We start from the raw sequence: 13,645 nt of genomic DNA on the forward strand, positions 1-13,645 counted from the left end.
CGTGGTAATAAGCGTAAGCCTAGACAAGCGAAGAAGTTTTGCGTGGATGCGGATCATGCTTATCGCCGCGTTCACCGTGTTGCTCGTATTGCCTCCCGTGGCGCAAGCTGCGGGCGAGGGCACAGCAGTGGCGAAGGGGGCTGCAAGTGAGGAGCAGCAGGCTCCCCCTGCGCTGAAACCGCCAGATTTGTTGGCAGAGTCGGCGATTTTGATGGATCGGCGCACAGGCACGATTTTATATGAAAAAAATGCATCAGAGCGAATGTATCCAGCTAGCATAACAAAAATCGTGACGGCGATCGTAGCTTTGGAGTCTGCTAATGTTGAAGATATTGTAACCGTTTCCAAAGAAGCGCGGGAGGAAGAGGGAACGCGTGTTTATTTGGAGGAAGGCGAGCAAATGAAGCTATGGCAGCTGCTGCTGGGGATGATGGTGAATTCTGGCAACGACGCGGCGACTGCGATTGCGGAGCATATCGATGGCTCGAAGGAAAAGTTTGCGGAGCATATGAATGCATTTGTACGCGAAAAGGCAAATGCGTTTAATAGCCAATTCCGCAATCCGAGCGGATTGCCTGATGATGAGCATTATACGACCGCAGAGGATATGGCTAAGATTACGCAATATGCGATGGGCAATGAGAAGTTTCGCGAACTGGTTGGCACGAAGAAAGTGAAGTGGAGTGGGCAAACCTGGCAGACTGTGCTTATTAATCATAACAAGCTGCTGGGCACCTATGACGGAGCGACCGGGGTGAAGAACGGTTACACCACTGTTGCTGGCTCGACGCTTGTCGCGTCCGCCGAACGCAATGGGATGGAGTTGATTGGGGTCGTTCTGAAAGCTCCATCGAGCAATCGGATGTATGCTGACATGCGCCAGATTCTTGATTATGGATTTGCAGCGTATGAGCCTAAGCTGCTGTTTGCTGAGAACGAGACCTATGAGATGGATGCCATGCCTGCAGTAGCCTATACAGCAGAAGAACCGATCTGGACAGTTGTTCCTAAGGGCGAGAAACCGAAGGTAATGGTCGACGCAACTGGAGTAGTCCATGTGATGACCTCCAAAGGCGTGTCTAACGCTGGACGTTTCCGCTTATGGAAAACGACAGATGAGGTTTCGGTTTTGTCCGCAAGGAAAACGCTGGCTTCTTCCGCTGAGGAGGCATTGGCATCGGCCGATGAAGAGAATGATGCGGCAGTGAAAACGATCGCAGGCGCAGGCATCGTGTTGGCACTAGGCGGCGCCGTTATTTTCCGCAAGCGGCGGCGAGGCCGAATTACGCGAAGAGGTTAATGCCCGCAGAAGCAGTATAAGAATCCAGAAGCAGCTCCGAATTCCGCTGGACAGGTGGAATTTGAGCTGTTTTTTGATATGCACGCCATCTAGGCATTCAGAAGAATCGGGCTGTTTTACATATACTTGTGGTCGTATATAGCAATCGACGAGGTGAATCAGGGCGTGGAGCTGTTGCTGCGTAAGAGCAGGCTGTTGCACGTAGCATTCGTTTAATTCCGTAGCGGCATTGCAGTTCGTACAATGGTACCGATTGTACAAGCTTCCATATGAGTTGCCGTTGCAAAATGTACATTGAGTAAGTGCTCAAACGGCTGTTTTAGGTACATTTAGCCCGGTTGGCGTATTTATCATTGTACGGCATGCAATGGCACCTAGTGGAAACAGTAATACACCTGTCGGCCATTGCACGAAGTACAATGCCGACGGGTGTAGAGGAAGGCTGAACTAATTGATCAGATGTTCGGCCCATCGCATGTCGGCAGCTGACATCTCGAGTGAAGCATCCTTGTTGTCAGAGCTGCGTGGTAGCGAACCAGAACTTGCGGCAGCTCTCGCGCCAACGCCGGAGCCAGCACGGGCAGCAGCACCCGTGCCACTAGCAGCAGCACCCGTGCCACTGCCGGTACCTGGACTGCTGCCGCTGCCCCCGCCATTGACGGCACCGAGGCCAATACCGCTTCCATCGCCAGTGCTCGCGATGGAAGCTATGCCACTGCCCGTACCCGGACTTGCACCACTGCTAGCATCTGGCTCGCGTGAAGGCTTCTTCTTCCGCTTCTGGTCATGCAAGTACAGAGCGTACTCCAGTGGGCGGATAATCGCGCGCTGATAGGTTTCCTTGTCGCCCGCTTGATTGAACACTTCACGCGCAGGTTTTGGGTTAACTTCCAACAGCCAAACGCGCCCTTCTTTGTCGATGGCAAGGTCAAGCGCCAACTCGCATAATCGGCCATACGATTGCTCAAGATACTCGGCCACTTGAACACCAAATCGCTCAGCATCTTGTTTGACCTTCTCGATCTTCGCCTCGTTCTTAATCCATACTTTCAGCAGTTGATTCATCGTAGCGGCTTGCCCGCCGCCATGCAGGTTGGAAGTAACACTCCGGGGTGCACCGATTCGCCCAGCACAGCCTGTCAAACGCCATTTGCCTTCTCGGTCCTTCTGGACAAGCATGCGGTAATCATGCACGCGCCCATTAGGCAGCTTGAGGGCAATCCCCTGCTGAACGAGATAACGTCCGCCTTTTAAGTTCCAGGAAGAGAGGCGCCCTGCCAGCTCAGCCGTCGTGATGCGCTGCGGCGGCACGATACGGCGCTGCTGGTCGCGCCCTTGCAGCAACAGCCGGTCATCGCCAGTCCGTTCGATGCGCAGAATGCCACGCCCGCCAGTTCCGTTGATCGGCTTAAGATAGATAAGTGGATATTTGCGGAGCATGGCGGTTAGGTCGGCCATCGATTCATACATGCGTGAGCTGGGAAGATGTGGCGTGAAGCGCGTATCGCGGGACAAGGTGCGGTGAACGGTCATTTTATTGCGCAGCGGGCGGTTTAAAAAAGTTAGGTGCCCATACTTCGCCCGGAATCGGCGAAGCTCTTCGAATCGATGGGAGCGTTGGATTCGGCAGCGATCAAAAATGAGGTTCGGGAAGGAGGTCCACCGGCGGGACCACTTCTTATTCAGGCTGTCATAAACCATCGCATGAATCCGGTTGGATTTATAGTTTACATCTTCGGGCGTGAAGACGAACACGTCAATGCCTAGCTTGCGTCCAGCGACGGTCATTCGCTGATAGATCGAACGCTCCTCGAGAGCACCGTCATTGTTCAAATATAAGGTTAAAATGCCAAGCACGGGCTGCGCCATGTCATCAAGCCTCCTTCACATGCCCGACAGCATGCCCTATTGTGTGCCCGGCGGGATGCCGGGGAGCATGCGTTACCGTATGCCCAGCAGCATGCCCTTCTGCAGGCGCCGCCGCCGTATGGAAGCCGTCCGTCTCGAATCGCAGCGTCGGCTTCCCGGTTGGACCGGTCTCCAGGGCTACCGCTTTCAAGCCAGCATGGAAAAATAGCCGCATGCTGGCAGGATTATCAGCCGCGATTTTGCAACACAGCCTGCCGCCGAAGCGATTGGCTAGCGCCTCGACAAGACGGCGGCCAACGCCGCCGCCTCGCGCATCTGAACGGACGACGACGAGACAGGCGGTCTCGCCAGCGTTGGCTGCGAAAGCAAAGCCAAGCATTCGGCCTTGATCTCGGGCGATGACGACAGCAGCCGGAGAAGAAACGGAATGGTCCGTTTCTTCTCCGGCGAGGAGCATCGCCCGGAGGCCTTCTGCGGTGATCCGCCTGTCGCCGTGGCGCTTCGCGAATGCGGCCATCCGGCCTCGCCAGGTCGGCCACTGTGATGGCTTTAACCGTACGATGTCCATGCTACAGGCCTCCTGCCTTCTCCTTTTTCTTGCCGTATAAATATAAGCCGTAATGGAAAATACGCTCCAGCGATTTGCGGCGGATATGCGGCTCATCGAATTTCATCGGCTTGGAGTTTGCTTCAAAGAACCAAACGTTCCCTAATTCATCGACGCCAAGATCCATCGACATCTCGCCTAGCAGAAGGCCAGAACCGCGCTCGATTTGTCTGGCGATCAAGAGCGATGTGTTTTTTGCCTTGATCATAATTTTACGCGCTTGCTCATCGCCAAATGTAGCCGTAAGCAGCTTCTCTGGATCTTCGATGCTGCCGCCTCGCGGCACATGGGTTGTGATGCTTAGCGAGCCTGCAACCCGAGCGCCAATGCCGGTAATGTCCCATTGCCCACGCTGGTTTTTCTGTACAAGCGCACGCAGGTCGAATCGGCGATCGTTGGCCGTAGCGAGTGCAATGCCCTGTTGGGCAATGTACGTTTCGCCTAGGCTCTGCTTGCGGATACGCGTCCAAAGCTTAGGGATGGAAGAGCAATTGTACGTAATGCTCTTCTTATCATCTTGGATTTTGAGCCGATAGGGCAGCTGCTTCTCCGGCAGCACCTTCACTGTCATGATGCCTTTGCCTGCCTTGCCGCTGACCGGTTTTAGATATAGAAACGAATGTTTGCGCATCAAACGTGTAAGGCCTATGCGTGAAACCATCCGCCGCGTTGTAGGGATGTACGGCTTCGTTGTCTTGGACAGCCTGAGCCATTCGAACAAATTCCATTTGTTAAAAAATGTCGGATTATATAGCTGCGTCCGCGGATGCTTCATGCAAGATGCGATTTTGCCGCGAACGGTTGGAAGCACTTCATCCTCGCGAAGCGGGATGCGGTTGTAGATGACGTCGGGGAAAGGGAACAGTTGGTCGTGCCACTGTTCCGCCCGGTCATCGAACGTATAGCCTTTAACTTGGTTCTTGGATAAATTCAGATGCTTAACCGTTAACACGTAGACGATAAAGCCCATTTCGCGGCCGGTCCGGATAATATCGGCAAAATTTTCACGGTTTCCGCGGAACATCAGCATGTCGTCTTCAATCGTTAAGATGGCTAGCACGGGGCGCCGGGCGTGGAGCTCGGCGGCGGTTTTATCCTCGGACAGTGCGAGCTCCATTAGTTATTCCCTCCCTGAAACCGGCTCAGGTAGAGGCAGTGGTCTAATATATAGGAGAGCGACGCGCGTCCTTGCTCCTTCAACGCAGGATGTTTGAAAATAGAGCGTCCAGGCTTCGCGTTCGCCTCGAACATCCATACCTCGCCGTCTTTATCAATGCCAAGATCCAGCCCAAGCTCGCCCAGGCGATGGGAATAGTTGCGTTCGATCGCCTCTGACAGCTTGATGGATACTTCCTTGGCCTTTTCTAGCATTTCTGCTGCACGATCCCCGAAAGCAATGTTTAATGCGTTCTCTGGCGTCATGAGCGATCCGCCGTTTTTCACATGCGTCGTCACGCTGCCGCGCCCTGCTTTCTTCGCGCCAATGCCGGCTGGCACCCATTTGTTGTTGCCATCCTTGTGCATGTGGAAGCGGAAGTCGATCGGGCAGCCGTCTATCTCAATCAGCCGAATGCCTTGCTGGCTAACGTAATGGCTTAACGTCGCGCCATGGCGCCCTTGCAGCATCCGCATCAAGCTATTGAAGTTCGAGAAGCGAAGCAACACATTGCTGCTGCCCTTGCGGAAGCGGGCGAAATAGCCGCGCTTCGGATGGTAGGTCAGCCGGTAAATGCCGACGCCAAGGCTGCCCGCCGTAGGTTTGAAATAGAGGAATTGATGCTTCTCGAGCATCTCCTTCATTTTCTCTGGCGTTGGCTTGGAGACGGAGTCTGGCAAGTGCTTGAGCGCTTCTACATCGTTGTCGAGCATTTTGTACACGTCAGACTTATTGAAGAACGTCCAGTTGAAGAACGGGATTTTATGCTTAATGAACCGGTCGCGGAACGAAATGCTGGCCGCAGTCGTCTCAGCCCGGCGGCTCGGCAGCCGATTGTATACAACATCGGGCAGCGGGACGACACGGCGTACAAAACCGCCTTGGCTATTGAGGAAATAGCCGTTAATCGTTTCTTGCTGCCAGTTCACGTCACGAGGCGTAAAGGCGAAGAAATAAGCTTTCTTCTCCCCGGCGCGAAGCAGTTGGCGAATGAACGGCGTACGCGAGCCGAAGGGCGTCGGTTCGCCGCGGAAGCCGGAATCGCAGAGCACGCCTACGAGCGGGCCTAATTGCAGCTCATTGTCGCCGTCCTGCATCAGATAGACGTTGCCAGTCTTGGGGACGCGAATCGATTGGCGAACGCTTGTCGACAGGTAAATATGGTGGCCTTGCCGCTTCAGCGGCTTGATGGCAGCCGTAATCGTTTCTTTGCCGAGCTTAATGTGAACCGATTTCTTGCCGGCGAGATTGAGTGACTTCAACACCGGATTCGACAAATAGACGACACGGTCGGATTGTTGCGAGAATTGCACATTGCATAATGTCAAACTCATGGGTGAACCTCCTGAACGTAGTCCGATGGGAATCCGACAAAGGGGTCTAAGCGATTCGCTGTTGGCGGCCGGAGCTTCCGTACGCCAGTGAGCGTGCATGCGTAGGCGATTATTCGGCTGGCAGACAGCTGTTCAGCCCGTTTATCGCCAATTCGCCGGAACGATTGCTTGCCGGGCTTGGAGTTGGCCTCCAGCAGCCACAGCTTGCCGGCCGGTGTGATGCCGAAGTCGAAGCCGAATTCGGCGAAGCGCCCGAAGGGGCGTTCAATCGCTGGCGCCGCCAATAGGGCGGCTTCTTCCATTCGCGCAATTAGGCGGTCAGCCATGCGCTCGCCATATAGCTGGGATAGCCGAGCTTGGGCGGCGAAAGCTTCCCCTCCGCCGTGGAGATTAGATGTAACGCCGCCGTCTGCGCCTACGCGGCAGGCTGCCCCAGTCGTCTGCCAACGGCCGCTGCCGTCTTTTTGCACCAGCAGGCGAACGTCATGCGGGCGACCATTTTGATCGTTAAGCGATAGATAAGGCTGAACGAGGTAAGTGGCGGAGCTGATAAAGCGTTCCAGCCATTGCACGGCTTCGCCCTGTTCTGTAGCGGCAAATGACAAGGTGAATGGCAGATTGCCGCGCCTAGTGCGTCCGTCAATGGTGATTGAATCATCTGATTGCACTTGCATTCGAATTGCGCCGCGCCCCTGCATCCCAGCTGACGGTTTTAGGAATAAGCCACTTGGCTGCTCGCGAAGCTGGCGAATCAGCTCGGCACCGCGTTGGAATAGCCAAGTATCGGGCAGCAGCGGCCGGAGTGCCGGCTGCTGCTCAAGCGCGGTATAGACGCGCCATTTGCCCGGAAGATCGCCATTTAACAGCCTTGCTCCGCTTTGGGCGATCAATGCGCGCAGAGCGGATCGGCATCGAAGGCGCTCATCTGTATTGCCCGCATAGCTTCGGTCGTAGATGAGATCAGGCATTGGGCATAAGGTTCGTTCCCATTGCCCGCTGCTTAGCTGATAGCCGATGATTTGCCCCGCGCTAGGCCTGCTGCTATCAGGATCAATCACAATGACGCGCACGCCTTGTTGGGAACCGGACTCTGCCAACTGCCGGCATAGCCGATCCTCCGGCAGACGGATGGGGCTGATGCCCTCGGATATTGCCGGGCGGGCAGTTAAGGATGGAAGCTTAGCAATAAAGACGGCAAGCACTAACCAGTACCGGACCATAGATGACCTCCGCAATCAGAAGCCGGATAGATACCGGCTGTATTGAATCATCCTAAGCACTGATGGCCGAATTTTCTGGTCCGTCAGCGGTGTATTATCGTTTTTCGAAGGCTTTGAATTTACTTCGAGCAGCCAGACGCGCCCGCTTGTATCGACTGCAAGATCGATGCCAAGCTCGCCAAAATGGGCGGGGATATGCGTGTCGATGCCTTCCGCAATCTCAAGCGCCGCCTTCTGAAGCTTGGCGGCTGCTTCTTGGCGGCCTGCTGCAAGATTCGATTTGCCAATCGCTTCACGTACGGTGCTGAGCGTGCCGCCTCGTGCTAGATTGGATACAAAATGGGCGCCGCCCGCCGTTCGTGCGACGATCGAAGTGACCGTCCATACGCCGCTGGCGTTTTTTTGCACGAGTGCACGAAAATCAACAGGGCGCTTCGCGATATCAATGAGCGTGAGCCCTTGCTGAATCTGGTAACGGACCGTCTTCATCTTGCCGCTGATCGCTGAGAATAGCTTAAGCAAGCTCGTATAATGTTGCTTGCGCGTACCAGCCGTCGTCGTGAACATTGCCTGATAGCCGCCTGTCTCCAGGCGTGAAATTTTAATAATTCCTTTGCCAAGGCTTCCGCGTACCGGCTTAAGGAACACGGTGTAATACTTGGAGCACATCGCTTTGAGCATCGTGAAGTTGCGCAGCAGATGGGATTCGGGCAAATATTTGGCCAGTGAGCTAGCGCCTCGGAGTGCATCGAACACCTCATGCTTATCGAGAAACTTCTCGTTGAACACTTGCGTGTTGTGCTTGCGTTTGACTTCTTTCATAAACGACTGTACGTTCGGCTTATTTTCCAGCTTGCGTGAGGTCAGCCGATTGTTGACGATGTCTGCGATCGGGAGCGGCATTCGTTTCCAGCCACTCTGGTAAACCCAGCCTTCGACGGAGTCCGTGCTTTCCTGAATGCCATTGGGGGTAAAGAAATACACATGCGCGCCTTGCGCTGCGCATCCGTCGACCAGTTCTTTGCAGAACATCGTAATCGACCCGAATGGACGGTCCGGCATATGCGGATAATCGCGGCTGACGAGCACACCGATCAGCGGTCCAAGCGACAGCGTGGAGGACTTCTCAGCATAATGCATCCGAAGCGTCGCGCCGTTAGCCAGCCCAATGCGCCGAGCGAGGCTTTGGTTCATGCGCATGCCTTCATAGCGGGCAACCGATACGACCTTAATAGGCTGCTGGTAGCCGCCCAACCTTAGCGTCAAAGGCTGGCCTTGCGGGATTTTCCATTGTTTCATGTAGGATTCGCCCAGCATGATCGCATCGTCCGGGAGCAAGCCGGAGCCGACCGCCTGGACAGCGACTTTGGATTTGAGCATCATAAATCTCCTTCCAAGCAGGAGGATGACGTAGACTAGAAGGGGCTCTGGGTGTTTTACACGAATTCCTTCATCATATGAGGACATCTATCCCTTGGTGATTGGCCATATTGCTACTTTCTGAAAAGGACGGCCCCGATAAGCGCCCAACCTTGTTCAGTACGTCCTTTTTTTTGAACCAAACCATCGGCAATCACTTGGCTGGGCGCCCTGCTCGGTGGTATGATCAGGGTAGTAAATACTTGCATTCGGATGGTATAGGAGTGAGCGAAAATGAACGTACATGACAAAGCTTACGAGCTAGCTAAGTCGCTGCGTGAATGTCCAGAAGCACAGGCGCTGAAAGCTGCGAAAGCTGCAGTTGACGGCGAAGCGGAAGCCAGCCGGATGCTGAACGAGTTTCTAGAGCGGCAGCAGCAGCTGCAGCATCAGATGATGAGTGGCGAGGAGCCTTCGCCAGCTGACCTTGAAGTCATGAATAAGCGTTATGAGGTGCTCGCGCTCAACCCGCTCATTAGCCGTTATTTTGACGCTGAGCGCCGATTCGCTGTCTTGTTCGATGATGTAAACCGCATATTAGGCGAAGGCTTGCGGACGGTTTTGGAATAATCGGATTTTCCCCGGCATAGGATGGTACGGACAAGCGCGGCATGTTCGTTTTTATCCGTTATGGTTTAGGGGGATGTTTATGGCAGGGAAGTTTCGTCACGTTGTGTATTTGGCTGTTGCGGTATCGATGGTGCTTTACGCACTGCCTAGAATCGGGTTCCAAGAGCGATGGACGTTCGGCACGTTGTTTGGCGTTGTGTGGCTGGTGTTTGCCCTCTTCGTAATTAGCGCGCAGCTGTATACAATCTTCGGCGTAGACGAGGAGAAGAAGCGCCAGCTGGCGCTAATTAAGCGCGAGAAGTCGCTTCGTTGGGAACAGCGGCTCCAACGGGTGCCTGCTGCAGCAGCCAAGTACCGCCGTTCGAAAGAGTGAGCGAAGCCCGACGCCGGCTGGAGAAGCCGGGCGACGGGCTTTTTTTGCAGATAGATGGAAGCGTGTGCGAGTGCGAGACTACAGCCAGATGGGCGGCAGGAGCAGGAGGAAGTGGCATGGTGAAAGGGACGGGCGTTGATGCGTCGCTGACCAAACATGAGCAAATACTGGCAGCTATCGAAAAGCTGGACGTCGGGTCCAAAATTTCGGTGAGAGCGCTAGCCAAATCGCTCGGTGTCAGTGAAGGCACAGCCTATAAGGCGATTAAAGATGCGGAGACGGCTGGCATCGTTAGTACGCGTGAGCGGATTGGCACGGTGCGGATTGAAAAGCGCAGCAGAGGCACCGCGATCCAGCTTACATTCCGCGAGGTCGCAGAGATGGTGGAAGGCCAAGTGCATGGCGGCGAGATGGGGCTAGACAAGCCGCTGCATAAGTTTGTTATCGGGGCCATGGAATTAGAAGCAATGATTCGTTACATTGATGAAGGCAGCCTGCTTATCGTCGGCAACCGCGAAAGCGCCCATCGTTATGCGCTGGAGCAAGGAGCGGGCGTTCTCGTTACAGGCGGCTTTGCGCCTGGAGAAGACATGAAACGCCTCGCAGACGAGCTAGCGCTGCCAATTATCGTATCGCGCTACGATACGTTTACTGTCGCATCCATGATTAACCGTGCCATGTACGACCGGCTTATTAAGCGCAAAATTATGCTCGTTGAAGATATTGTCGCGATGAGCAAGCCAGCACAAGTGCTAATGCCGGCCGATACGGTCGCAGCGTTCCAGCGATTATCCGTCCAGACGGGCCTGTCACGGTTTCCTGTCATTGATGAACGAGGCCGAGTGGCTGGCATGATGACCGCTAAGGATGCTGTGGATGCGACGGAGGACCAAACATTGGACCGTGTGATGACGCGCCATCCGATTACGGTAGCGCCGAATATCGCCGTTGCCTCTGCTGCCCATACGATGGCAAGTGAAGGCATCGACCTGCTGCCTGTCGTTGACCGGCATCGCAAGCTGCTTGGCGTCGTAAGCCGCCGGGATGTGCTTGATGCGATGAAGTATGCAGGCAAGCAGCAAGAAACAGGGCAAACGTTTGATGATCTCATGTGGGACGGGTTCGAGCAGCAGCATGTTGAGGAAGGAACCGACCAATTGGAATACCGGTATATAGGCAAAATGATGCCGCAGATGTCCGGTCCGCTCGGCACCGTATCCGAAGGCGTATTGGCGGCACTCATGACCGAAGCAGCCCGCCGGTTCATCCGAATTGTCGGCAAGCATGATTACGTATGCGAGAGCTTGACGACCTACTTCTTGCGCCCGGTGCAGATCGACAGCGACATCGTCATGACACCGCGCGCGCTCGAGATCGGACGCAAGCTGTCCAAGCTGGAGGTCGAAGTGGTTGATGGCCGCGGCCTTGCGGCGAAGGCGATGATTACGGTGCAGACGATTGATCCATAAGTGGAAAAAAGCGATGGCTGTGTGAGCAGCCATCGCTTTTTTGGTGCGGCGAATATGCAAGCAAGATCGATTTAGTAATCAAGCAGGGCCTTGCGCCCTTCCTCATAGGTGAGGATCTGCCGCAAATTTTTATCCAGCCACCTTAAGTTCCCGCCGTTGGTATAATCTTTTAACTTATACAGCGGGAGCTTCGTCACTGTCGTGCCTTTGTGTATTTCGACGAGGTTTTCTCCTATAACGTCACTCGTTTGCAGTTTCATAGGTGAGTGTGTGACGATATAGCCAATAGCGGCGTTATCCTCCTCTGTCATGCTCTGTTGTGGGAAAATGATAATATAATCATTGCTGTCGGCATTATTGTGCTTTCCCCAATACTGATCTAGCACGACTACAGAAGTTTTGCCGCCTTGCTTAACCCAGTACCCATACATGTAAGGAGAGGTTGCGACTAATTCCGTCGAGAAAGGACCGATTCGGCTTACTTCATCTGCATGAAAATATTTTTTAATGCTGCTTATTTTGGGCTCCGGCCTGTTGTTAAAAAGAGCGTTTAACGCGAATGACTCAAGATCTGATTTAAACAGGAATAGAAGAGCGCCAAGGATCATGACGGTTGCGATGGTCTTCTTAAATTTCATCGACCTAATTTGCTACTATTGCTGTGAGGTACGTAGTAATGCTAAGGCCGTCAATGTTCATGAAAGCATCGACTCCATTTGGTTGCCAATGATCATTAATTTGAATGAAGCCTTCTGAGTAATTGTCATGCCCGCCTGTGGTATAGTTTATTGTGAGGTTATATTGGCGAGTTCCCTTAACCGTTACCGTATGAGCCCCATATGGGTTCTGATTGAAGCTGAGGTAGTAAGGACCATAGTTTTGCAAATAAGACTTTAACGTCGAATAGTTATTAATATTTAAGTACTTTTCAGGGTCGTCGCTCGTTTGTTGGGTTGCTTTTCCAATCGCTTCGGATCCTACTTTGAAAATTTGGTCATTTTTGTCGTAACCTACACCACTAGATGAGAAGTAGCTAGAACCTACAATAGCATTGTAAGCGGTCCGTTTTTGTGCATTCGTCAATGCGCCCCACTTATAACCCATTATTTCTAGGGTAGACATAACTGCACAATCATTAGCGTAATCCGTATCTGTCGAAGTTAAAAAATTCGATTTTAAATTGCTCTGATTGATATTGGAAGCGTTTAAAAAATAGCTGTCAACCAATGGGGCGGACCAACTTGAAACGACAGAGGAGCTCAGTTGGAAAAAGTTTATCATCCATGCAGGAGGGCTGGTGATAATATCTTGCGTACTGTTCCCTTCATTGGCGCCTGTAACAAATCCGTTAAAAATAAAATCTTTTGATTTTTTGGATAATTGCCCGAACCGTTTTGGCTTTTCTTTAAGTTTGGACTTTTCTTTAGGGGAAACTTCCTTTTTAATTTCATCAAGATGTTTACCTTTATAGTTGGAGTCAATTGCGGTGTTGTTTTTAACGGCGAAATGATCATTGTTATGGGAGTAAACGCGATCAGCCCCATCAAAATAAGTGGGATCAATATCCCCAAATGAAAACTGAATGATCTCCCCGTTGCTCGCTTCCGAGATGATATACCCGTGATCAAACACAACCATCGTCTCTGATAAATTGCCGTCTAAGTCGTAAATCGGAACAACCTGGTTTACACGCATAGATCCTGTTTTGAATTGTTGCGCCCATACGCTGTCAGGTTCACTGCCAATGATAGAAACGGCATCAATAAGGCCATACGCTACGGAGTCCTCAATTGCGGTTTGGTCACTTTCCGGCACATTCATCTGCTGGGGAATGTAGCTGGAAACACCTGATTTGTTTGGTGAAGTCGGCGCTGCGTAAGCCATTGCGCCAAGGGACTGTGACATCAGCAATAACCCCATTGTTAGCCCAATCCATTTGCTGCTTTTCTTTCTAACCATCATCATTAATTTCCCTCTTTCAATTTTAATTTTGTGAACAGGTTGCGGAAAGCCATCATGCTTCATAGCAACACGCTCTATGCCACGTTATGCGCAATCGTTTGCACATAATGGAAAAAGAACCATATGTGGACGAAAAATATATTATACGGGATTTATAATTTTGTCAATGAATATCATTTATGGGATTGAAAGAGGTGAAAACGTCGTTTCGTTGATAAAAATAGGTGTAAGTTCCATTCATTTGTTTGAGTTCGAATAGCTTTCCTGGCTTTGGTGTGAGAAGTGTTCTTTAGGACGTTCCAAAACGAGCTCTTTCCTTACAAATAGAGTTATAAAGTTTGTATTAATTTGTCGAATGGTGTGATT

12 protein-coding genes are annotated in these 13,645 nt (G+C 52.5%); 4 read left to right on the top strand and 8 right to left on the bottom strand.

Going from position 1 to position 13,645, the window contains the following annotated elements; genetic code table 11:
• Nucleotides 1-46: 46 nt before the first annotated feature.
• Nucleotides 47-1,300, top strand: a complete 1,254-nt coding sequence (locus GON22_RS02475) for a D-alanyl-D-alanine carboxypeptidase family protein (RefSeq protein ID WP_237178968.1) — start codon at nt 47-49, stop codon at nt 1,298-1,300.
• Nucleotides 1,301-1,747: 447 nt separating this feature from the next.
• Here GON22_RS02475 and GON22_RS02480 read toward each other — a convergent pair whose 3' ends face one another.
• From GON22_RS02480 to GON22_RS02505, 6 genes are read right to left on the bottom strand one after another with little or no spacing between them, the layout of a single operon-like run.
• Nucleotides 1,748-3,169 carry a YheC/YheD family endospore coat-associated protein gene (locus tag GON22_RS02480; RefSeq protein WP_336604253.1) on the bottom strand — a complete coding sequence of 474 codons (1,422 nt, stop codon included), beginning with the start codon at nt 3,167-3,169 and terminating at the stop codon, nt 1,748-1,750.
• 4 nt (nt 3,170-3,173) lie between these two features.
• Nucleotides 3,174-3,737: a GNAT family N-acetyltransferase gene (locus tag GON22_RS02485; protein ID WP_160394542.1), complete on the bottom strand. Its 564-nt coding sequence runs from the start codon at nt 3,735-3,737 to the stop codon at nt 3,174-3,176.
• 1 nt (nt 3,738) lies between these two features.
• Nucleotides 3,739-4,893, bottom strand: a complete 1,155-nt coding sequence (locus GON22_RS02490; protein ID WP_160394543.1) for a YheC/YheD family endospore coat-associated protein — start codon at nt 4,891-4,893, stop codon at nt 3,739-3,741.
• The gene (locus GON22_RS02495; RefSeq protein ID WP_160394544.1) at nt 4,893-6,266 is read right to left on the bottom strand and encodes a YheC/YheD family endospore coat-associated protein; all 1,374 of its coding nucleotides are present in this window, start codon (nt 6,264-6,266) and stop codon (nt 4,893-4,895) included. Before GON22_RS02495 ends, GON22_RS02490 begins: the two co-directional genes overlap by 1 nt.
• Nucleotides 6,263-7,486 carry a YheC/YheD family endospore coat-associated protein gene (locus tag GON22_RS02500; protein ID WP_160394545.1) on the bottom strand — a complete coding sequence of 408 codons (1,224 nt, stop codon included), beginning with the start codon at nt 7,484-7,486 and terminating at the stop codon, nt 6,263-6,265. The genes GON22_RS02495 and GON22_RS02500 overlap by 4 nt, the downstream gene beginning before the upstream one ends.
• Before the next feature lie 15 nt (nt 7,487-7,501).
• A complete protein-coding gene (locus GON22_RS02505) occupies nt 7,502-8,866 on the bottom strand; it encodes a YheC/YheD family endospore coat-associated protein (RefSeq protein ID WP_160394546.1) in 1,365 nt (454 codons plus the stop codon).
• 273 nt (nt 8,867-9,139) lie between these two features.
• Between GON22_RS02505 and GON22_RS02510 the strand changes: the two genes are divergently transcribed.
• The 3 genes from GON22_RS02510 to GON22_RS02520 all read left to right on the top strand — a co-directional run bounded on the left by GON22_RS02510 (nt 9,140) and on the right by GON22_RS02520 (nt 11,317).
• Nucleotides 9,140-9,475: a YlbF family regulator gene (locus GON22_RS02510; protein ID WP_160394547.1), complete on the top strand. Its 336-nt coding sequence runs from the start codon at nt 9,140-9,142 to the stop codon at nt 9,473-9,475.
• 79 nt (nt 9,476-9,554) lie between these two features.
• The gene (locus GON22_RS02515; protein WP_160394548.1) at nt 9,555-9,848 is read left to right on the top strand and encodes a hypothetical protein; all 294 of its coding nucleotides are present in this window, start codon (nt 9,555-9,557) and stop codon (nt 9,846-9,848) included.
• Between the two features lie 116 nt (nt 9,849-9,964).
• Entirely contained in the window at nt 9,965-11,317 is a 1,353-nt protein-coding gene (locus tag GON22_RS02520; protein WP_160394549.1) for a DRTGG domain-containing protein, read from the top strand.
• A gap of 71 nt (nt 11,318-11,388) precedes the next feature.
• Here the strand turns inward: GON22_RS02520 and GON22_RS02525 are convergent, their stop codons facing one another.
• Nucleotides 11,389-11,955 (bottom strand): hypothetical protein, encoded by a 567-nt coding sequence (locus GON22_RS02525; protein ID WP_160394550.1) that lies wholly within the window; start codon nt 11,953-11,955, stop codon nt 11,389-11,391.
• A gap of 4 nt (nt 11,956-11,959) precedes the next feature.
• Nucleotides 11,960-13,342: a hypothetical protein gene (locus GON22_RS02530; RefSeq protein ID WP_160394551.1), complete on the bottom strand. Its 1,383-nt coding sequence runs from the start codon at nt 13,340-13,342 to the stop codon at nt 11,960-11,962.
• Nucleotides 13,343-13,645 lie beyond the last annotated feature (303 nt).

The organism is Paenibacillus sp. MMS18-CY102, assembly GCF_009789195.1.
In the GTDB taxonomy this organism is placed as follows: Bacteria; Bacillota; Bacilli; order Paenibacillales; family Paenibacillaceae; genus Paenibacillus_T.